18 protein-coding genes are annotated in these 18,626 nt (G+C 68.3%); 6 read left to right on the top strand and 12 right to left on the bottom strand.

Features of this window, described 5'->3' with window-relative positions; all coding sequences use genetic code 11:
- Positions 1-46 precede the first annotated feature (46 nt).
- Genes AC5Y4Q_RS20825 through rfbA form a run of 4 tightly spaced genes read left to right on the top strand, consistent with a single transcriptional unit; the run spans position 47 to position 3,866 of the window.
- Complete coding sequence (locus AC5Y4Q_RS20825; RefSeq protein ID WP_499960121.1) at positions 47-1,792, top strand: DUF7159 family protein; 1,746 nt, start codon at positions 47-49, stop codon at positions 1,790-1,792.
- A gap of 29 nt (positions 1,793-1,821) precedes the next feature.
- Positions 1,822-2,580 carry a maleylpyruvate isomerase family mycothiol-dependent enzyme gene (locus AC5Y4Q_RS20820; RefSeq protein WP_064921008.1) on the top strand — a complete coding sequence of 253 codons (759 nt, stop codon included), beginning with the start codon at positions 1,822-1,824 and terminating at the stop codon, positions 2,578-2,580.
- A gap of 29 nt (positions 2,581-2,609) precedes the next feature.
- On the top strand, positions 2,610-2,972 hold the full coding sequence (locus AC5Y4Q_RS20815; protein WP_064921009.1) for a nuclear transport factor 2 family protein: 363 nt from the start codon (positions 2,610-2,612) through the stop codon (positions 2,970-2,972).
- 27 nt (positions 2,973-2,999) lie between these two features.
- Positions 3,000-3,866 carry a glucose-1-phosphate thymidylyltransferase RfbA gene (rfbA, locus tag AC5Y4Q_RS20810; RefSeq protein ID WP_064921010.1) on the top strand — a complete coding sequence of 289 codons (867 nt, stop codon included), beginning with the start codon at positions 3,000-3,002 and terminating at the stop codon, positions 3,864-3,866.
- A 4-nt stretch (positions 3,867-3,870) separates the two neighbouring features.
- Here rfbA and AC5Y4Q_RS20805 read toward each other — a convergent pair whose 3' ends face one another.
- A complete protein-coding gene (locus AC5Y4Q_RS20805) occupies positions 3,871-4,512 on the bottom strand; it encodes a TetR/AcrR family transcriptional regulator (RefSeq protein WP_064921011.1) in 642 nt (213 codons plus the stop codon).
- 58 nt (positions 4,513-4,570) lie between these two features.
- Here AC5Y4Q_RS20805 and AC5Y4Q_RS20800 point away from each other — a divergent pair, with 58 nt between their 5' ends.
- Both AC5Y4Q_RS20800 and AC5Y4Q_RS20795 read left to right on the top strand, forming a co-directional pair.
- On the top strand, positions 4,571-6,007 hold the full coding sequence (locus AC5Y4Q_RS20800) for a carotenoid oxygenase family protein (protein ID WP_064921012.1): 1,437 nt from the start codon (positions 4,571-4,573) through the stop codon (positions 6,005-6,007).
- Between the two features lie 9 nt (positions 6,008-6,016).
- Positions 6,017-6,508, top strand: coding sequence for a DUF1707 domain-containing protein (locus AC5Y4Q_RS20795; protein WP_064921013.1), 492 nt, complete (start codon positions 6,017-6,019; stop codon positions 6,506-6,508).
- A 28-nt stretch (positions 6,509-6,536) separates the two neighbouring features.
- On the opposite strand, the gene AC5Y4Q_RS20790 is transcribed toward AC5Y4Q_RS20795, so the two are convergent.
- The 11 genes from AC5Y4Q_RS20790 to AC5Y4Q_RS20740 form a co-directional block, all read right to left on the bottom strand.
- Positions 6,537-7,841 carry a pyridoxal phosphate-dependent aminotransferase gene (locus tag AC5Y4Q_RS20790; protein ID WP_064921014.1) on the bottom strand — a complete coding sequence of 435 codons (1,305 nt, stop codon included), beginning with the start codon at positions 7,839-7,841 and terminating at the stop codon, positions 6,537-6,539.
- A 64-nt stretch (positions 7,842-7,905) separates the two neighbouring features.
- Positions 7,906-10,740 carry a (Fe-S)-binding protein gene (locus AC5Y4Q_RS20785; protein WP_064921019.1) on the bottom strand — a complete coding sequence of 945 codons (2,835 nt, stop codon included), beginning with the start codon at positions 10,738-10,740 and terminating at the stop codon, positions 7,906-7,908.
- 235 nt (positions 10,741-10,975) lie between these two features.
- Complete coding sequence (locus AC5Y4Q_RS20780) at positions 10,976-11,572, bottom strand: hypothetical protein (protein WP_499960120.1); 597 nt, start codon at positions 11,570-11,572, stop codon at positions 10,976-10,978.
- A gap of 81 nt (positions 11,573-11,653) precedes the next feature.
- Positions 11,654-12,031 carry a DUF3054 domain-containing protein gene (locus AC5Y4Q_RS20775; RefSeq protein ID WP_064921016.1) on the bottom strand — a complete coding sequence of 126 codons (378 nt, stop codon included), beginning with the start codon at positions 12,029-12,031 and terminating at the stop codon, positions 11,654-11,656.
- Positions 12,032-12,060: 29 nt separating this feature from the next.
- Positions 12,061-12,714, bottom strand: coding sequence for a hypothetical protein (locus AC5Y4Q_RS20770; protein WP_082952548.1), 654 nt, complete (start codon positions 12,712-12,714; stop codon positions 12,061-12,063).
- A gap of 47 nt (positions 12,715-12,761) precedes the next feature.
- On the bottom strand, positions 12,762-13,352 hold the full coding sequence (locus AC5Y4Q_RS20765; protein ID WP_065019055.1) for a hypothetical protein: 591 nt from the start codon (positions 13,350-13,352) through the stop codon (positions 12,762-12,764).
- 80 nt (positions 13,353-13,432) lie between these two features.
- Positions 13,433-13,615, bottom strand: coding sequence for a hypothetical protein (locus tag AC5Y4Q_RS20760; RefSeq protein WP_064921017.1), 183 nt, complete (start codon positions 13,613-13,615; stop codon positions 13,433-13,435).
- A gap of 13 nt (positions 13,616-13,628) precedes the next feature.
- Positions 13,629-15,104, bottom strand: a complete 1,476-nt coding sequence (locus tag AC5Y4Q_RS20755) for an amino acid permease (RefSeq protein WP_064921018.1) — start codon at positions 15,102-15,104, stop codon at positions 13,629-13,631.
- 44 nt (positions 15,105-15,148) lie between these two features.
- Positions 15,149-17,998: an MMPL/RND family transporter gene (locus tag AC5Y4Q_RS20750; RefSeq protein ID WP_125225810.1), complete on the bottom strand. Its 2,850-nt coding sequence runs from the start codon at positions 17,996-17,998 to the stop codon at positions 15,149-15,151.
- Positions 17,995-18,498, bottom strand: a complete 504-nt coding sequence (locus tag AC5Y4Q_RS20745) for an MmpS family transport accessory protein (protein ID WP_065019057.1) — start codon at positions 18,496-18,498, stop codon at positions 17,995-17,997. The genes AC5Y4Q_RS20750 and AC5Y4Q_RS20745 overlap by 4 nt, the downstream gene beginning before the upstream one ends.
- Complete coding sequence (locus AC5Y4Q_RS20740) at positions 18,450-18,596, bottom strand: hypothetical protein (protein ID WP_165604303.1); 147 nt, start codon at positions 18,594-18,596, stop codon at positions 18,450-18,452. Before AC5Y4Q_RS20740 ends, AC5Y4Q_RS20745 begins: the two co-directional genes overlap by 49 nt.
- Between the last annotated feature and the right edge of the window lie 30 nt (positions 18,597-18,626).

Here is an 18,626-nt window from a genome sequence, read left to right as displayed (position 1 = left end):
AGATAAGATGGGCTAATCAATCGAGGTCCGTAGGGGAGGAGGTGCGATGGACATCGTCCTCGGCGTGTCGATGGCACCGCCGTCGGTGCGGATGGTCCTGGTCGAAGGAGAGAACGCCGGTGGCGTCACCGTCGACGAGGACGGCTTCGAGGTGGACTCCAGCGGCGCAGCGTTCCCCGACCAGGTGGTCTCGGCGATCCTGGGCACTCAGGAGAGCGCCGAAGAGGGCGGCTATCGGCTGGCCTCCACCGGCGTGACCGTCACTAATCAGCTGCAGGCCGGCCAGCTGCGCGACGCGCTGGCCAACCGCCGGGTCGAGAACGTGATGCTGGTGTCGGCGTTTCTGGCAGCGGCCGCGCTGGCGCAGACGGTGGGCGGGGCGATCGGCTACCAGCGGACCGCGTTGATGTTCATCGAGCCCCAGGGAGCCACGCTGGCGGTCGTCGACTCGACGGACGGCTCGATCACCGAGGTGCACCGCGTGGCACTGCCCTCCGACGACGACGCCGCCCTCGGCGAGCTGACCGCGCTGGCCGCGCAGGCCGGCCGGCTCGAGTCCCGGCCCGACGGGTTGTTTGTGGTCGGATCCGGTGTCAACGTCGGGCTGGTCAAGCCCGACCTGGACGCGGCCAGCGCCATTCCGGTCAGCGTGCCCGAAGAGCCGGAGACGGCCCTGGCCCGGGGCGCGGCGCTGGCCAGCGCCCACGCGCCGCTGTTCGATTCGTCGACGTCGGCGTTGGCGTGGGCGCGCGACCCGGGCACCGGCATGATCGATCCGAATCTGGTCGCGCTGGGCTACGCCTACCAGGCCGGCGGCGACTACGACGCCACCATGGGCGAATACGCCCTGGCCTACAGCGCCGTCCCCGACGACGCCGACGACGACTACGTGGCGTTCTCCGACACCGCCAGCACCCAAAGCGCCGTCGCCGAGGACTACGCGCCGAGTTCCCGGCTGTTCGATGAGACCGAGCGCCCGCGCCGCCGCAATCCCTTCCTGCTGGCCGGCAGCGGGCTGGCGGCCTTCTTCGTGGTCGGGGTGGTCTCCTTGGTGGTGGCGCTGGCGGTCAGCATCCGGCCCACCGCATCCGAGCACCCCGCGCCCAGCCAGCACATCGTCGTGCCCACCCAGCAGGCCCCAGCCCCGGCTCCGGTGCCCGAGGTGGCGCCCAAGGTGCCCCCCGCCGCCCCGACCCCGGCGGCTCCGGCTCCAGCGGCCCCGCCGCCGCCCGCCGCGCAAGCACCCGCGGCTCCCGCTCCGGTGCCCGCGGCACCCGCGCCGCCGCCGGCGGCCCCTGCACCGGCGGCTCCTGCTCCGGTGCCGATTCCGGTGCCGATCCAGGTGCCGAAGCCGCCAGCGGTCGAGATCCCGTCACCGGCCGCGCCGGTCCCGGCGGCACCGCCGCCCGCGCAACAACCCGAGTGGCCGCCGATCTTCAACCCGCCCAAGCAGAGTCCGCCCAAGAACGACCTTCCGTCGTGGCTGCCAGGCAATAACGACGGCGGCAACAAGGGCGGAAATCCGTCGTGGCTGCCGGGCAATAACGGCGGCGGCAACAAGGGCGGCAACCCGTCGTGGCTGCCGGGTGACAACGGCGGCGGTAACAAGGGGGGCAACCCCTCACCGTGGCTGCCCGGCGTCGGCACCAACGGCGGCGGAAACAATCCCTGGCTGCCGGGCCTGGGCGGCGGAAGCAGCGGCGCCCGTGGCGGTGGCGGCGGCTCGTGGTTCCCCGGCCTCGGCGGCGGCGGCAAGGGCGGCGGCGGCCATGGCGGCGGCTGGCCCTTCTGAGCCGGCGCGCCGTCCACTAGCCTGGCGGCGTGGATTACGCCGCAGCATTGCTCGATGAGAACCGCGCCTTCGGTGAGCTGATCCGGTCCGGTGATCCCGAGCTGGCGATCCCGACCTGCCCGGACTGGAACCTGACGCAGCTGTTCCGCCACGTCGGACGCGGACATCGTTGGGCCGCACAGATCGTCGCCGACCGTCTGGACCACCCGCTGGATCCGCGCGAGGTCGTCGACGGCAAGCCGCCCGCGGACCCCGACGCGGCCATCGACTGGCTGCACGACGGCGCCCAGCGGGTGCTCGACGCGATCGCTGGCATCGGGCCGGACAATCCGGCGTGGACGTTTTTAGGTCCCCGCCCGGCGGCCTGGTGGCTGCGCCGCCGGTTGCACGAGGCGACGGTGCACCGCGCCGACGCCGCCCTGGCACTCGGCGCCGACTTCAACCTGTCGCCGGAATTGGCCGCCGACGGGATCTCCGAATGGCTCGACCTGGTCACCGCACGCCCCGGCCGCGACGGGCAATCGCCGCTGGCCGGCGGTCAGAGTGTGCACCTGCACGCCACCGATGAGGGCCTGGGATCGGCGGGTGAGTGGACGATCAGCCGGTCACCCGACACCGCCGCGCTGCGCTGGTCGCACGAGCACGGTAAGGGCTCGGTGGCGCTGCGCGGCCCGGCCCGCGACCTGTTCCTGGCGATGATGCGCCGGGTTGCGGTGGCCGACACCGATATCGCGGTGTTCGGCGACGCCGCGGTGTGGCAGGACTGGGCCGACCACACCGCGTTCTGAGGGCGCGTCCACACGGTAGTTTGCAGGGCATGAGCACATCGGAGATCGCCACCGTCCTCGCCTGGCACGACGCTCTGGCCGCCGGTGACGTCGACACCCTGGAGCAGCTGTCCAGTGAGGACATCGAGGTAGCCGACGCCGACGGTGCCGCGCAGGGCCACCAGGCGCTGCGGCAATGGGCAGCCTCGGCGCAGACCACCGCCGGGATCGGCCGGATGTACGTACACGGTGGGGTAGTGGTGGCCGAGTTGACGCCCGCCGAAGCCGGCGTCGCCGCCCAGGCGGTTGCCTTCCGGGTGGTGCACGATCACGTCACGGCGGTGTTCCGTCACGACGACCTCGACGCGGCGCTGACCGCCACGGATCTCACCGAGGCCGACCGCGCCGACTGACTGCGAGCGGCAGTTAGGCTCTACCCCATGCGCGGGATCATCCTGGCCGGTGGCTCAGGCACCCGCCTGTACCCGATCACCATGGGCGTGAGCAAACAGCTGCTGCCGGTCTATGACAAGCCGCTGGTCTACTACCCGCTGTGCACCCTGATGCTGGCCGGTATCCGCGACATCCAGGTGATCACCACGGGCCATGACGCGCCGGCCTTTCAGCGTCTGCTCGGCGACGGCAGCACATTCGGCGTCGACATCACCTATGCGGTCCAGGATCAGCCCGACGGGCTGGCGCGGGCGTTCGTCATCGGCGCAGAGCACATCGGCACCGACTCGGTCGCGCTGGTGTTGGGGGACAACATCTTCTACGGTCCAGGCCTGGGAACCAGTCTCCGTCGTCACCAAACCGTTTCCGGCGCAGTCATTTTCGCGTACTGGATGGCTGACCCGTCGGCGTACGGCGTCGTCGAGTTCGACGCGGACGGCACGGCGGTGTCGGTGGTGGAGAAGCCGACGACCCACCAATCCCACTATGCGATACCGGGTCTGTACTTCTACGACAACGACGTTGTCGAGATCGCCCGGGGCTTAAGACCATCCGCGCGGGGCGAGTACGAGATCACCGATATCAACCGGACCTATCTCGATCAGGGGCGGCTGCGGGTCGAGACACTGGCCCGCGGCACCGCCTGGCTGGACACCGGGACCTTCGATTCGCTGCTGGACGCCGGCGACTACGTGCGCACCATCGAGCGCCGTCAGGGGCTCAAAATCGGCATCCCCGAGGAGGTGGCCTGGCGGATGGGGTTCATCGACGAGGAGGCACTTGCGGCCCGCGCGCACGCCCAGCTGAAGTCCGGGTACGGCGGTTATCTGCTGGCGTTGCTGGATCGGCGCTGATCGGCTACCGAACGCCGGCAATCGTCGCCGCCGCGCGCTGCAGCGAGCGCTCGGCGTCTTCCCGCCGATCGCCCATCCCGACGAACATGTCGACGGTCATCGGGCCCAGGATGTTCGTGAGCGCACGGCCGTCCTGCTCGAAGGTGCCGACGATCTCCAGCAACACCACACCGTGGATCATGCTCCAGATCCGCCCGGCCAAATCCACGACGTCGTCCGCGCGGATCCTCCCGGCGGCGACGATGCGCTGCACGGCGGCCACGAGTTGGTCGAATGCGTGGTCTCCCACCGGCATTCCGGTGCTCGGCGTGCCGAGCAGCTGCGGCGACGCCAGGCCGAACATCAGCCGGTACCGCTGCGGATTCTCCAGCGCGAACTCGCGGTAGTTGTAGCCCATCACGAAGAAATCGGCCATCGGGTCCTCGATCCTCGGTCCCGCGCCGAGCGCAGCGCCGAACCGCTCAAACGACGCCGCGACAATCGCGTCCAGCAGGCCGTTCATTCCGCCGAAGTGGGTGTAGACCGCCATCGTCGACGCCCCGATCTCGGCGGCGACCTTCCGTGCCTGCAGCGCCTCGGGACCTGAGGTTTCCAATAGGTGCAGCCCGGCTTCGATCAAGCGCTCACGCGGATTCACCCTTGCCATCCTGCCATAACGGTGTTATACCTGACCCATAACATCGTTATGGCAAGGAGGTGCCGGGATGAGTAACCCGTATCTGGAGGGCGGTTACGCCCCGATCGCCCAGGAATACACCCTTACCGGCCTCGAGGTGTCCGGGACCATCCCCGACTACCTGGATGGCCGCTACCTGCGCAACGGCCCCAACCCGGTCGGCGAAATCGATCCCGCCGTCTACCACTGGTTCATCGGGGACGGGATGGTCCACGGCGTGCGGCTGCGCGACGGCAAGGCCGAGTGGTACCGCAACCGCTATGTGCGCGGGCCGCAGACCGCCCAAGCACTCGGCGAACCGCCACCACGCGGCCACCACCGCGGGACGATGGGCATCGGTGCCAACACCAACGTGATCGGTCACGCCGGGCGCACCTACGCGCTGATCGAGGGCGGCCTCTCCTGCTCTGAGCTGACCGACGAGCTGGACACTATCGGCGTCTGCGACTTCGACGGCACCCTGCCCGGCGGTTACACCGCGCACCCCAAGCGGGACCCGGACAGCGGCGAACTGCACGCCGTGTCGTACTCCTTCAATCGCGGCAACACCGTGCAGTACTCGGTGATCGGCACCGACGGCCGCGCCCGGCGCACGGTCGACATCGAGGTCACCGGCTCGCCGATGATGCATGATTTCTCGCTGACCGAAAACCACGTCGTCTTCTACGACCTGCCGGTGACCTTCGATGCGCGCCAGGTCGCCGAGGGATCGGCGCCCCCGGGTCTGCGGCTGCCGGTGCGACTGATCCTGAATGCCTTGATCGGGCGGGTGCGTATCCCGGACCCGGTCACCGCCCGGTTGCCGCGCCCCAAGGGCAGCGACCGCCGCATGCCGTATCGATGGAACCCGAAATACCCTGCGCGGGTAGGTGTTATGCCCCGTACCGGCGCCAGCTCAGACGTGCGGTGGTTCGACGTGGAACCGTGCTACGTGTTCCACCCGCTGAACGCATACGACGACGGCGACACCGTCGTGCTCGATGTGGTGCGTCACCCTAAGATGTTCGACACCGACCTTCGTGGTCCTGCCGAGGGTCCGCCCACGCTGGATCGGTGGACGGTGGACCTGGCCGACGGCAAAGTTCGGGAGTCCCGCATTGACGATCGGGGCCAGGAGTTCCCCCGGGTCGACGAGCGCCGGGTCGGCCGGCGGCACCGGTTCGGCTACGCGGTTGGCTTCAACGGCGACGGGTCGACGCTGCTCAAGCATGACCTCGTCGGCGGGTCGACGGCGAAGCGCTCGTTTGGTGCGGGAAAACAGTTGGGCGAGTTCGTCTTCCATCCCTCCGCAGCCGACGCGGCCGAAGACGACGGTGTGCTGATGGGCTTCGTCTACGACAGCGCGACCGATCGCAGCGGGCTGGCCATCCTGGATGCGGCCACGCTGGAGGACGTCGCCAATATCGCGCTGCCGCACCGTGTTCCCGCGGGCTTCCACGGCAACTGGGTGCCCACCGGGCAGTAGGAGGACGAGATGAGCACGAGGTTGGTAACGCCGTCGGAGCCCTCGATGCGGGTCGGCGATCCGGAGCGGGGCCACACTGCCGCCCGTCTCGGACAGGCATTCGCCCAGGGATACCTTTCAATGGAGGAGTACGAGACACGGCTGGGGCGGGCGTTTGGAGCTGAGACCGTTGGTGCTCTCGACGATCTGCTCGTCGATCTGCCCCTCGAGCGGATCGGCCGGCGGGACCCGCAGCGTCGTGCCGCGCGGCACGATGCCGCCCGGCGTGTCGTGCGGCTTCACCTGGCCGCCTACGTGGCCGTGTCGATGCTGATGATCGGCATCTGGCTGGCGACAGCCGTGGCCGTCGGCGCGTGGTATTTCTGGCCCGCCTGGCCCATTCTCGGCTGGGGCATCGGGATCGTGTCCCACGCGATTCCCGTTGGGGCGTGTGGGCGAAGGGCTTCCCGTGCCGCCGACCCTGTCGTTAGCGCGTTCGGTACTCGAACTTTCCCGCGCTAACAACAGTTTCGGCGCAAACGGCGAACAACTACACCCGGTAGCCGACCAGGAAATTGCCCAGGCGTTCGATCGCACTGGACAGGTCACGAGCCCACGGCAGCGTCACGATCCGCAGGTGGTCCGGAGCGGGCCAGTTGAATCCGGTGCCCTGGGTGACCAGGATCTTCTCCTGCAACAGCAGATCCAGGACCAGCTGCTCGTCGTCCTCGATCGGGTAGACCTCGGGGTCCAATCGCGGGAACGCGTACAGCGCACCGCTCGGCTTGACGCAGGAGACGCCGGGAATCTCATTGAGCTTGCTCCAGGCGACATCGCGCTGCTCGAGCAGGCGCCCGCCCGGCAGGACCAGGTCGTCGATGCTCTGGTGACCGCCCAGCGCCACCTGAATGGCGTGCTGGGCCGGCACATTGGGGCACAGCCGCATGTTGGCCAGCAGGTTGATGCCCTCGAGGAAACTGGTCGCGTGCTCCTTGGGGCCGGTGATCGCCACCCAGCCCGCCCGGTAGCCCGCCACCCGGTAGGCCTTCGACAGCCCGTTGAAGGTCAGGCACAGCAGATCCGGCGCCAGGGTGGCCAGGTTGATGTGCTCGGCGTCGTCGTAGAGGATCTTGTCGTAGATCTCGTCGGCCAGCAGCAGCAGCTGATGCTTGCGGGCCAGCTCGGCGATCTGGCTGAGCACCTCCCGGCCGTAGACCGCTCCGGTGGGGTTGTTCGGGTTGATCACTACCAGCGCCTTGGTGCGCTCGGTGATCTTCGACTCCATGTCGGCGATATCGGGCTGCCAGCCCTGCGTCTCGTCGCACAGGTAATGCACCGGCGTGCCGCCGGCCAGCGAGGTCGACGCCGTCCACAACGGGTAGTCCGGCGCCGGGATCAGCACCTGGTCGCCGTTGTCCAACAGCGCCTGCAGCACCAGGGAGATCAGCTCCGAGACCCCGTTGCCCAGGTACACGTCATCGACGTCGAAGCGGGGGAAGCCCTCGACGAGCTCGTAGCGGGTGACCACGGCCCGGCGGGCCGGCAGGATGCCTTGGGAGTCCGAGTAGCCCTGCGCGTACGGCAGTGCCTGGATCATGTCCCGCATGATGACGTCGGGCGCCTCGAACCCGAACGGTGCCGGGTTACCGATGTTGAGCTTGAGGATGCGGTGCCCCTCGGCCTCCATCCGGGCGGCCTGGGCGTGGATCGGACCGCGGATCTCATAGAGGACGTCCTGCAGCTTGGTCGACTGCGCGAACGTGCGCTGCCGCAGCTGGCTGCCGGGAGCAGGCCAGGGCATCTGGTGGGGCAACTGATGAGCGGTCACGTCGACAATGGTCCCATAGCTGTCCAATCAAAATTTGCCCGAGAAACAGATCGGGGCCGTATGTGCACCCACACGGCCCCAACCTGTTATCTCAGCGTTTGCCCGGTGGCCTTGCCCCGCGCTGGATGCCCAGGCCCTTCACCGGAGGCTGTTCCTTGGGAGCTTCGGCCTGCGGAGCAGCCTCGGCGGGGGCCTCGGCGGGGGCGGCTTCAGCGGCCGGCTGAGCGGCCGGCTCGGCCTTGGCGGGCTCGGCTGCCGCAGCCGCCGGTGCCTTCTTGGCCCCGGGCTTGCGGGCGCCTGCCGCCATCCCCAGCCCCTTGACCGGTGGGGCAGCCGCGGGCTCCGCGGCGGTGCTGGTCGGCTCGCTGGCCGTGCTGGCCGGTTCCGCCGCGGAGCTGACGGGTTCGGCCGGGGCCGCCGCCTTCTTGGCGCCCGGGCGCTTGGCGCCACCGGCGATACCCAAGCCCTTCACCGGAGCAGCCGGAGCAGCCGGAGCAGCCGGAGCGGCGGGGCCGGCCGCCGAGGCCTCCGGGGCCGCCGCCTTCTTGGCACCCGGCCGCTTGGCCCCACCGGCCATCCCCAGCCCCTTGACCGGGACTGCGGTTGTGGCCGCGGCTGCCGGCGCCTCGGCGGGCTTGGTCGCCGTCGCGGTGGCCGCAGCCGCCGGTGCGGGTGCCTCCTGCTCGACCTTCTTGGGGGCCCGCGTGGCGGCCTCGGCCGCGGCGGTGCCCTTGGCCGGCAATGTCACCCCGGACAGGTCCAGCGAGTCCAGCAGCAGCTGGGCGATGTCGCGCACGTCCACACCGGAGCGCCCGGAGGCCTCGATGCGGTCGTCGAGACCGTCGCTGACCATCACCCGGCAGAACGGGCAGGCGGTGGCGATGGTGGTGGCGCCGGTGGCCAGTGCCTCGTCCACCCGGTCGTGGTTCACCCGCTTGCCGATGTGCTCTTCCATCCACATCCGGGCCCCGCCGGCGCCGCAGCAGAACGAGCGGTCGCGGTTACGCGGCATCTCGACCAGGTTGGCGCCCGCGGCGGTCACCAGCTCACGCGGCGGCTCGTAGATCTTGTTGTGCCGGCCGAGGAAGCAGGGGTCGTGATAGGTGATGTCGCGCGAGACCGGGGTGACCGGAATCAGCTTCTTGTCCCGGACCAGCCGGTTGAGCACCTGACTGTGGTGCAGCACCGTGTACTCGCTGCCCAGCTGCGGATATTCGCGGGAGATGGTGTTAAAGCAGTGCGGGCAGCTGGCGATGATCTTGCGCTGCGGCTTGTCCAGGCCGTCGAAGACCTCGTTGAGCATCTCGACGTTCTGGGTGGCCAACTGCTGGAACAAGAATTCGTTGCCGGAGCGGCGGGCCGGGTCGCCGGTGCAGGTCTCGCCGGTGCCCAGCACCAGGAACTTCACCCCGGCAGCGGCCAGCAGCTCCGCGGTCGCCTTTGTGGTCTTCTTGGCGCGGTCCTCATAGGCGCCCGCGCAGCCCACCCAGAACAGGTACTCGAACCCGTCGAAGCTGTCGACGTCCTGGCCGTAGATCGGGATGTCGAAGTTGAGCTCGTCGATCCAGGCGGTGCGCTCGCTGGCGTTCTGCCCCCACGGGTTGCCCTTGTTCTCCAGGTTCTTGAACAGCACGGCCAACTCGGACGGGAACTCCGACTCCACCAGCACCTGGTAGCGGCGCATGTCCAGGATGTGGTCGATGTGCTCGATGTCCACCGGGCACTGCTCGACGCAGGCGCCGCAGTTGGTGCACGACCACAGCACGTCGGGGTCGATCACGCCGCCCTGCTCTTCGGTGCCGACCAGCGGCCGGGTGGCCTGCTCGGGACCGGAGCCGGGAACCCGGCCGAATCCGGACTCCGGGACGTGGTGATGTTCGCCGCGACCGGACTCGATGTAGCCACCCTCGGCGGTGGCGTCCTTCTCGCCGAGCAGGTAGGGCGCCTTGGCCATCCAGTGGTCGCGCAGATCCATGACCAGCAGCTTCGGGCTCAACGGCTTGCCGGTGTTCCAGGCCGGGCACTGGGATTGGCAGCGGCCGCACTCGGTACAGGTGGCGAAGTCGAGCATGCCCTTCCAGGAGAAGTCGTCGATCTTGCCGCGGCCGAACACCGCGTCCTCCGGCGGGTTGTCGAAGTCCAGCGGCTCGCCGTCGTACTCGATCGGCAGCAGCGGTCCCAGCCCGTTGGGCAGCCGCTTGAAGGTGACGTTGATCGGGGCCAAGAAGATGTGCAGGTGCTTGGAGTGCAGCACGATGATCAGGAACGCCAGCGCCACCCCGATGTGCAGCAGCAGTGACACGGTCTCGATGGTCTCGTTGGCGGAGCGGCCCAGCGGCTCCATGATCTTGCCCATCAGCTGGGACACGAACGCGCCCTTGCCGTACGGCAGGCTGCCGGTGTTGACGGCCGCCCCGCGCAGCAGCAGGAAGGTCCAGACCACGTTGAGGATCATCACCAGAATCAGCCAGGCGCCACCGTTGTGTGAGCCGTAGAACCGCGACGCCCGGCCGATCTCGCGGGGGTTGCGGATGACGCGGATGATCATGAAGGCGAAGATCGACAGGGTGACCGCGGTGATGAAGAAGTCCTGCAGGAAACCCAGCGCATCCCAGTGGCCGATGACCGGGATCGCGAAATCGTGCTTGAACAGCTGACCGTAGGCCTCGATGTAGACGGTCAGCAGCACGAAGAACGCCCACATGGTGAAGAAGTGCGCGATACCGGGGATCGACCACTTGAGCAGCTTGGCCTGGCCGGCAACTTCACGGATCTGTGTCCAGACCCGCCTGCCGACGTCGGTGGTCCGCTCGGCCCCGACCTTCTGACCAGTCATCACGAGCCGGTACAGCCAGAACACCCGGCGTGCGGAGAAATAGCCGACGATCGCCGTCATGGACAGGCCGACGACCAGCCTGATCATCATCTGGACATTCTCGGTCACGGAGCGTCTCTCCCATCCCCGAGTTACCGGCCAGTAACTTAGGTGTGGTTACTGGCGGGTAACTATCGCCAATCTTGCGCAAGACCTGTTCAAGCGCTGCTTGATGCTCGGCCCATAGTGCCACCCCATTGCGGCCCAGCGCGACACAGGCTGGCCTAACTGTATCGATTGGCGGCTGTTCCGAGGGGCTTTCTCGCCCGGGGAGGCTAATGGCCGGTCACAGTCCGGGCGGCAGCGGGATGACGATCTCCGACGGCGGTTGCGCCGCCGCGGTCGTGGTGGCCGGCGCCTGGGTGGTGGTCTCCGCCGTGGTGGTCGGGGGTGCGGTGGTGGCCGTCGTGGTGGTCGGAGCGGTGCTGGTCGGTGGTTCCGTAGTGCTCGGGGGCTCAGAACTAGACGGCGGCGGTTCGGTCGTCGGAGCCGGGGGCGTGCTTTCGCCGGGGGTGGTCTCCGGGGCGGGGGCGGGGGCGACCGGTGTGTCGCCAGGGCCCGCTGTGGTGGAGGTGACCGACGTCTCGGATGTCGTGGCCGGTGTGGTGTCACCGGATTCCTTGTTCACCAGCCGGACCATGCCCCAGACCAATCCGGCGATCAGCAGTGCGGTCAGCACGCCCCAGCCGATCAGCGCGAGCGGCTGCAGGTACCAGGGGGTCGGCGGCGGTTCGGGCGGTGCGGACCAGTCGGCCTGCGGCCCGCCGGCTTCGCGGTACTCGCTGTAATAGCCCGCCGGCTCGCTGTAGTTGCCGCCCGCGCGGTAGTCATAGCCGGCCATCTGCGTCGGTTCGTTGTTCGGATCGTCCGGCGTTCGTTCCACGCGCACCAATGGTAGGTGCGGTGGCTGACGAAAGGCCGCGTCGCCACCTGACGAGTAGCTGTGCCGGCTACCGGCGCCGGGTCATTCCCGACCGGTGGCCGCGCGTCGCGCGACGAGCGCGAACACTGCTCGCCAGCCGAGCAAAAAGACGGCGGTCACCGTCGACGCGACGAGTACGAAGGTCCAGGCCACACCCGCGGCTGTCGCAGCGCGCAAGGCCATGCCGATCAGCACCGTCGATATCCAGACGATCACCCCGGTGGGCACCAGGGCCGTGGGCCGCAGCCAGCCGCGAGACAACAGCCAGCCCAGGATCGTGCCGCTCAGGAAGGGCCAGGCCGTCGCCGCCAAGCCGGCGAGCGTGATGCCCTCGTCGTGGCTGCGCCGGCCGAGGGCGCAGAAGATCAGCACAGCCACCAGGTCAACGCCGAGCCAGGCCGGGGTCCGCTGCGGTTGCATGCGGCGAGCGTACTGGGCCGGGTCGCGGTCTACCGGCGTGGCGGGATGGTGATCACCGTCGGCAGTTCCGGAACCTTGGGGATCGGCGGAATGGTGATCACCGACGGCAGCGGCGGCAGATGCGGGCGGTGGTGATGCGAGTCGCCGGGCGGCGGGGGCTGCTGCGCCGGCGGTTGCTGCGGCGGGGCCTGCCGGGGTGGCGCCGCCGGTGGCGCCGACGTGCTCGAGGAACTCTCCGCGGTGGTGGTGGTCGTTGTGGTACTGGTCGTGGTCGTGCTGGTGGTGCTCGACGAGCTGGTTCCCGGTGCGGTGCCGCCCCCGGGGCCGCGGCTGGTCAGCTGGACGATGCCCCAGATCACCAGTCCGAGCATCACCGCGATCAGTCCGAACCAGGCGATCAGCACCGATCGCCGCCGAAACCAGGGCGTGGGTGCCACTTCGCCGAAGTCCACGGTGTCCGCTTCGCCGGCGGCAGGCTGTTCGAACGGGCCGTAGGCCGCGTACTGGGTCGGTGCGTTACCGGGGTTGTAGCCGGGACCGCCGGGTTGGTGGCCCGGGCCGGCGGGCCCGAAAGGTGCCGGCCGCGGCCCGGGCGGCTGAGGTCCGCGCTGGCCGTATTGGGTGGATCGGGTCGGGTCGTCGCCGGGTTTGCCGGGGCCGTCTGAAGATCCGAAGCGCGCCATTCCAGCGATCGTAATGGAAGGCGGTGGTCGGTGACCCGAGTGAGAGGTCAGAACGTTTCGACGTTGTCGATGCTGACGAACATGCCGTGACCGGTGCGGTCATTGGTGAATCGGGTGCCGTCGATATCGGCCTTGATGCGCCAACCCTGCGCCTGATAGGTCAGGTAGTCGATGGTGACGACCGGGATGTCGCCCAGGTTGCCCAACACCCACTGCACGGTGCCGTCGGAACTGACGCTGACGCCGTTGGCGTGTTCGCCGTCCTTGAGCGGGGTGTTGGTGAACTGTGCCTCGCAGTCGACCTGCCGAGTCGAGATCTGGCAGCGGGTCCTGCCCGACTTCGTCTCGATGAAGACGTAACCGTTCTCGTCCGGCGGCAGGACGACGCCGGCGGGCACCTTGGTGCTACTCGAGGGGGGCGGTTTGGACGGGGCCGGGGAGCTCGGCGGTGCGGTGGTAGGCCGGGGCGTTCGGAACGACGGCTCCGGTGGCCCGCCGCCGCCGGGGGCCGCGGTCGGGTTGCCATCGACGGTGGAAGTGCAGCCGGCTAGCAGCAGCGCGACCGCCAGGGTCAGCTGCCTGCCGCTCGCCTTCGTTGTCACCCGATCCGATACCTGCACACAGTCCCCCGCCGACATAGATTGACGTCCACCCTACGCACCCTGTGACTCGAGTGGCTGCAGTGACGCGCGGTCCTTCCGGGCCATCGCGGCGCGGCTTAGGAGAAGTCGCGGAACGCCAACGCGCCGCCGGCCACCGCCGTCACCGCGGCCAGACCGTAGCCGAGCACCGACCACCAGCCGGCGTGCAGATAGGCGGTGAGGGCCACGATCGCGATCGCACAGAAGATCAGGGCCATTCCGTACAGCGGAGGATTAGCTGCATATCTGTTGCGGCCCACGGGTTTTCGCCTCCTACTCGTCCGCTTCGGCCTGCGCGGCCACCGGTTGCTCGGGGGCGGCCGGGGCGAGTGCGGCCGCGGCCGTCACCCGCTCGCGCACCAGGTACCAACCGATGACCAGTGCCGGTGTGCCGACGAGCAGTACCGCGCGAATGAACGGGCCGCTGCGCTCGTCGACGACCATCAACACCAGAACACTGGCCAAGAACACCAGCGTCAGGTAGCCGCTGTAGGGGGCCAGCGGCATCCGGAACGAGGGCCGCTGCAGGACTCCGGCTTTGGTGAGGCGGTGGAACCGCAGCTGGCAGGCCACGATCGTCGCCCACGCCGCCATCACCCCGAGCGCCGCGATGTTGAGCACGATCTCGAACGCCTGCCCGGGTCGCACCGCATTGAGTACCACGCCGAGCAGCCCGACCGCGCTGGTCAGCAGAATGCCGCCGTAGGGCACCCCGTTGCGGGACATCCGGCCGGTGAACGCCGGACCGCTGCCGTTGACCGCCATCGACCGCAGGATCCGCCCGGTGGAATACAGCCCGGCATTGAGGCTGGAGAACGCCGCGGTGAGCACCACCAGGTTCATCAGGCTGCCGGCGCCGGTGAAGCCGATCTTGGAGAAGAACGTGACAAACGGGCTCTCGTGCTCCTTGTACGCGGTGTAGGGCAGCAGCAGCGCCAGCAGCACCACCGAGCCGACGTAGAAGATCCCGATCCGGGCGATCACCGAGTTGATCGCGCGCGGCATGATCTTCTCGGGCTCGGCCGTTTCACCGGCCGCGGTGCCGACCAGTTCGACCCCGGCGTAGGAGAACACCACCCCGGAGGTCACCAGCACCAGCGGCAACAGGCCAGTCGGGAGAAATCCGCCGTTTTGGGCGATGAGATGCAGGCCGGTTTCCTGGCCGTCGACCTGGTAGCGGCCGCCCAAGAAGACGGTGCCGACCACCAGGAACGTCATCAGCGCGATGACCTTGATCAAGGCGGCCCAGAACTCGAGCTCGCCGAAGAGCTTCACCGAGATCAGGTTCATCGACAGCACCGCCAGCAGTGCCACCAGCGCCAGCAGCCACTGCGGGACCGCCCCGAACAGGTGCCAGTAGTGGAAGTAGCTGGCGATCGCCGTGGTGTCGACGATGCCGGTCATCGACCAGTTCAGGAAGTACAGCCAGCCGGCGACGAAAGCCGTTTTCTCGCCGAAGAACTCGCGCGCATAGGAGACGAACGATCCCGACGACGGCCGGTGCAGCACCAGCTCGCCCAGGGCGCGCAGGATCAGGAACACGAAGCCGCCGCAGATCGCGTAGACGATGAACAGGCCGGGGCCGGCCGAGGCGAGCCGACCGCCGGCGCCGAGGAATAGCCCGGTGCCGATGGCGCCGCCGAGCGCGATCATCTGCAGCTGTCGGGGGGCCAGGCCCTTGTGATAACCCTCGTCTTCGCGGGCCAGTACAGCGGCAGGCGCCAGGTGAGGGTCGGGTGCGTGTGGCATTGCGCGGTTATTGTCCCTGTCGTCGTGAAGTCCGTGTCATGGTGTCAGAGGCTTCCACGAGTAGCCAGCCGGTGCCGGATCCCGGTGGGCCACCAGAACCATGGACCCAGCAGCCGGGCGAGTGGCAGCACCAGGAAGAGCCGGACGATCATCATGTCGAAGATCAGCCCGACGCAGATCGTCGAACCGGCCTGACCGATGTTCACCACGTCGCTGGAGAGCATCGCCAGCATGGTGCCGGCCAGCACGAAGGCCGCCGTGACCACCACATTTCCCGAACCTGCCATGGCGCGGATGAGCCCGGTGCGGATTCCGCCGCCGAGTTCCTCGCGGTACCGGGACAGCAGCAGCAGGTTGTAGTCGCATCCCACCCCGACCAGCACGATGAAGGCGATCGGGACCGTCAGCCAGTGCAGCTGGATGCCCAGCAGGGTCTCCCAGATGAAGCTGGACAGCCCCAGGCTGCCGGCGAAGGAGAGGATCACGGTGATGAGTACGACGATCGAGCCGATCAGGGCCCGGGTGATGACCAGCACGATGATGAAGACCAACCCGAACGTGGCCAGCATCATGATCATCAGGTCGTTGCGGGAGAACGCCTGCACGTCCCGGTAGTTCGACGCCGCACCGGCCCAGAGCAGCTGGGCGCCGGACAGCGACGTCCCCTTGATGGCTTCCTGAGCCGCCGCCGCCGCGTTCTGCACTTGCCGGATGCCCTGCGGACTCATCGCCTCGCCCTGATGGAAGACCATGAAGCGGGCGCCGGTGCCGTCGGGCGTCATCAAGATGTCCAGGCCGGTCTTGAAGTCCTCGGTGGCGAAGGCGTCCGGCGGCAAGAAGAAGAAGTCGTCGTTCTTGGCGTTGTCGAACGCCTGCGCCATGTCGATCATCGGAGGGATCATCGTCTCCAGCTGCGGGATGATGCTGCTCATCGTGCTCTGCGTGGCCAGTGTCACCGACCGCATGGTCGCCATGTGGCCGGCCATGCCGTGCAGGGCCGCCACCATCTGCGGGGTGACGGTGTCGATGATGGTGAGGCCGTCGATCATGGCGGCCATCTCCTCATCGAATTTGTCGATGTTGTCCGACAAGTCGTGCGCCGAGCGCAGCGCCCAACAGATCGGGATGTCGAAACAGTGCGGCTCCCAATAGGTGTAGCTGCGCAGCGGTCGCACGAAGTCATCCAGGTCGGCCATCTGGTCTCGCGCTGTCGCGGTGATGTCCTTCAGGCGCTGCGCGGCCTCGCGGGATAGCCGGGTGCCCACCGCCATCCGGCTGGTCGCCTGCTCCATCTGGCGGGTCGATTCGATGGTGTCGGCCATCTTGGCCGCCATCGTGTCGATGTCGGCGATGCGATCGCGCAGGAAGCCGATGTTTTCGCCGATCTTGGTGCCCATTGAACCCATGGCGTACGGCAGCGAGGCGTGTTCGAGCGGTCGCCCGTTCGGCCGGGTGATGTCCTGCACCATCGAGATACCCGGGGTCCGGAAGATGCTTTTGGCGACCCGGTCCAGGCTGATCATGTCGGCGGTGTTGCGCATGTCGTGATCGGCGCGCAGATACAGCACGTCGGTGGAGAGTTGGCTCTTCGGGAAGTGCTGGTCGGCGGCCGCGTAGCCCTGCACCGATTCGACGGACGCCGGCGCGAAATCCCGGTCGTTGTAGCTCACCTGGTAGGTGGCGAGGTTCAGGATGCACAGCGGAAGCACCAGCGCGGCGATCGCCATCACCGGGATGGGCCAGCGGGCGATCACGGTGCCCAGCTGCCGCCAGGCCGGGCTCGTCGGTCGGGGTTCCTCGAGGTATTTGATCTTGCTGCCCAGCGTCAGCAGGGCGGGCCCGAGAGTGAGGGCGGCGGCGACGGCGACGATCATCGCCACGAAACACGGTGGCCCCAGGGTGCGGAAGTAATTGAGGGTGGTCAGGCTCAGGCACAGCGTTGCCCCGGAGATGGCCACACCCGAGCCCAGGATCACATGCGAGGTGTTGGCCACCGAGTCGTAGTAGGCGCTTTCCTTGTCCAGGCCCTTGCGGCGGGCTTCGTGGTAGCGGCCCAGGTAGAAGATGCCGTAGTCGGTGGAGACACCCAACACCAGGCCGACGACCATGTTCATGGCGAACGACGAGATGCCGATCAGGTGGGCGCCGACCAGAAAGGAGACGACGCCGCGCGTCGTCGCCAACGTGACCAGCACCCCGGCCAGCGGGATCAGGGCGCGCGTCGCCGAACGGTAGGCGATGAGCAGCATCGTGACGATGATGACGATGGTCACGATGGTGAGCGTGACCATGCTTTCGTCGGCGGCGCGCAGCGTGTCCGAAGCCAGCGGCGCCGGGCCGCTGACGTAGACGTTCAGGCCGTCGGGTTTGGGAACCTGAGCCACGATGTCGCGAATCGCCTCGATCGAGTGGTTCGACGCAGCGTCCCCCAAGTCGCCGGTGGGGCGGATCGTCAGCGTGGCCGCCTCGCCGTCGGCGCTCTGCGCCCCCGACATCGTCGTGGGCCTGCCCCACAGGTTCAGCAGCGACTGGACGTGCTTTTTGTCATCGAGGAGCCGGTCGATGAGTTGGTCGTAGTAGCGGTGATCCTGCTCGCCGAGTTTGCGCCCGGGGGTTACCAGCAGAACCGCTCCAGCACTGGTGTAGTCGGACTCGTCGAAGGCGCGGCCCTGCAGGATCGCCGCCTGCGACGAGGGTGCGTCGCGCGGGACCATGGCCTCGGCGTTCTCCGCGGTGTTCTTCTCGATGCTCGGGACGAAGATGTTGGTGACCGCGGCGGCCAGCACCCAGAACAGCACGATCGGGATGGCCAGCTTGCGCAGCAGCCGCGCGGAGCGCGGACGCCGGGCCGGTTCGTCGGCCGGTGCTTCGGCGTCGGACTCCTCGGCGCTCATGCCGCAGTCACGGTGCAGGCCGCCGCGGCAGCATGGTGGGCGACCGACCGCTCGTCGCGCACCCGGCCGTCGACGCGGATGCGGCAGCCCACGGAGTCACCGTCGACCTGGGTGACCAGACTCAACGAGGCCGACGGTGAGGTCGTCGTCTCCGAATGCGACCACGGCAGCGAGGTCAGGGCAACCTCGATCGGGGCACCGTCAAGGTCGGCGTAGACGACCCTGCCGCCACTGCCGAGGGAGCCGAACACCTCATAGGTGATCGTTTTCGGGTTGATCTGCACCACCGTGGCCGGAATGGAACCGGCGGCCGGGGGGTGGCTGATCGCCTGGGACATGCCCTGGACCCGGCTCACCCCCAAAGCGACGAACGCGATCACGGCCAGGACGGTGACAGGAAGCCAGAGTCGGCCGGCAAACGATCGGAATCTTCGCCGCTTCGGGGGCGTGTTCACACGATTGCCTCCTCGACACGGGTCGGGAAAATGGCGTGGAAGCATTTTCGCACCAGATAGCCCGGCGCCACCGGATAACCGATGGCCGGAACGGGAACAAACTCAGAAGCCGGCTCGTTGACCCCTTCGACAACTTGAGTCACAAGCACTCAAGTCTGAGTTGACAGCGGGGC

The organism is Mycobacterium sp. NGS16 (assembly GCF_059813225.1).
Note: the sequence above shows the minus strand (reverse complement) of the source record. Positions and strands in the feature narration are given on the sequence as shown.

Coding starts and splice junctions, on each gene's coding strand:
- AC5Y4Q_RS20825 (WP_499960121.1), top strand. CDS start 47: ATGGACATCGTCCTCGGCGTGTCGATGGCACCGCCGTCGGTGCGGATG.
- AC5Y4Q_RS20815 (WP_064921009.1), top strand. CDS start 2,610: ATGAGCACATCGGAGATCGCCACCGTCCTCGCCTGGCACGACGCTCTG.
- rfbA (WP_064921010.1), top strand. CDS start 3,000: ATGCGCGGGATCATCCTGGCCGGTGGCTCAGGCACCCGCCTGTACCCG.
- AC5Y4Q_RS20805 (WP_064921011.1), bottom strand. CDS start 4,512: ATGGCAAGGGTGAATCCGCGTGAGCGCTTGATCGAAGCCGGGCTGCAC.
- AC5Y4Q_RS20800 (WP_064921012.1), top strand. CDS start 4,571: ATGAGTAACCCGTATCTGGAGGGCGGTTACGCCCCGATCGCCCAGGAA.
- AC5Y4Q_RS20795 (WP_064921013.1), top strand. CDS start 6,017: ATGAGCACGAGGTTGGTAACGCCGTCGGAGCCCTCGATGCGGGTCGGC.
- AC5Y4Q_RS20785 (WP_064921019.1), bottom strand. CDS start 10,740: ATGATGATCAGGCTGGTCGTCGGCCTGTCCATGACGGCGATCGTCGGC.
- AC5Y4Q_RS20775 (WP_064921016.1), bottom strand. CDS start 12,031: ATGCAACCGCAGCGGACCCCGGCCTGGCTCGGCGTTGACCTGGTGGCT.
- AC5Y4Q_RS20770 (WP_082952548.1), bottom strand. CDS start 12,714: ATGGCGCGCTTCGGATCTTCAGACGGCCCCGGCAAACCCGGCGACGAC.
- AC5Y4Q_RS20765 (WP_065019055.1), bottom strand. CDS start 13,352: ATGTCGGCGGGGGACTGTGTGCAGGTATCGGATCGGGTGACAACGAAG.
- AC5Y4Q_RS20755 (WP_064921018.1), bottom strand. CDS start 15,104: ATGCCACACGCACCCGACCCTCACCTGGCGCCTGCCGCTGTACTGGCC.
- AC5Y4Q_RS20750 (WP_125225810.1), bottom strand. CDS start 17,998: ATGAGCGCCGAGGAGTCCGACGCCGAAGCACCGGCCGACGAACCGGCC.
- AC5Y4Q_RS20745 (WP_065019057.1), bottom strand. CDS start 18,498: ATGCTTCCACGCCATTTTCCCGACCCGTGTCGAGGAGGCAATCGTGTG.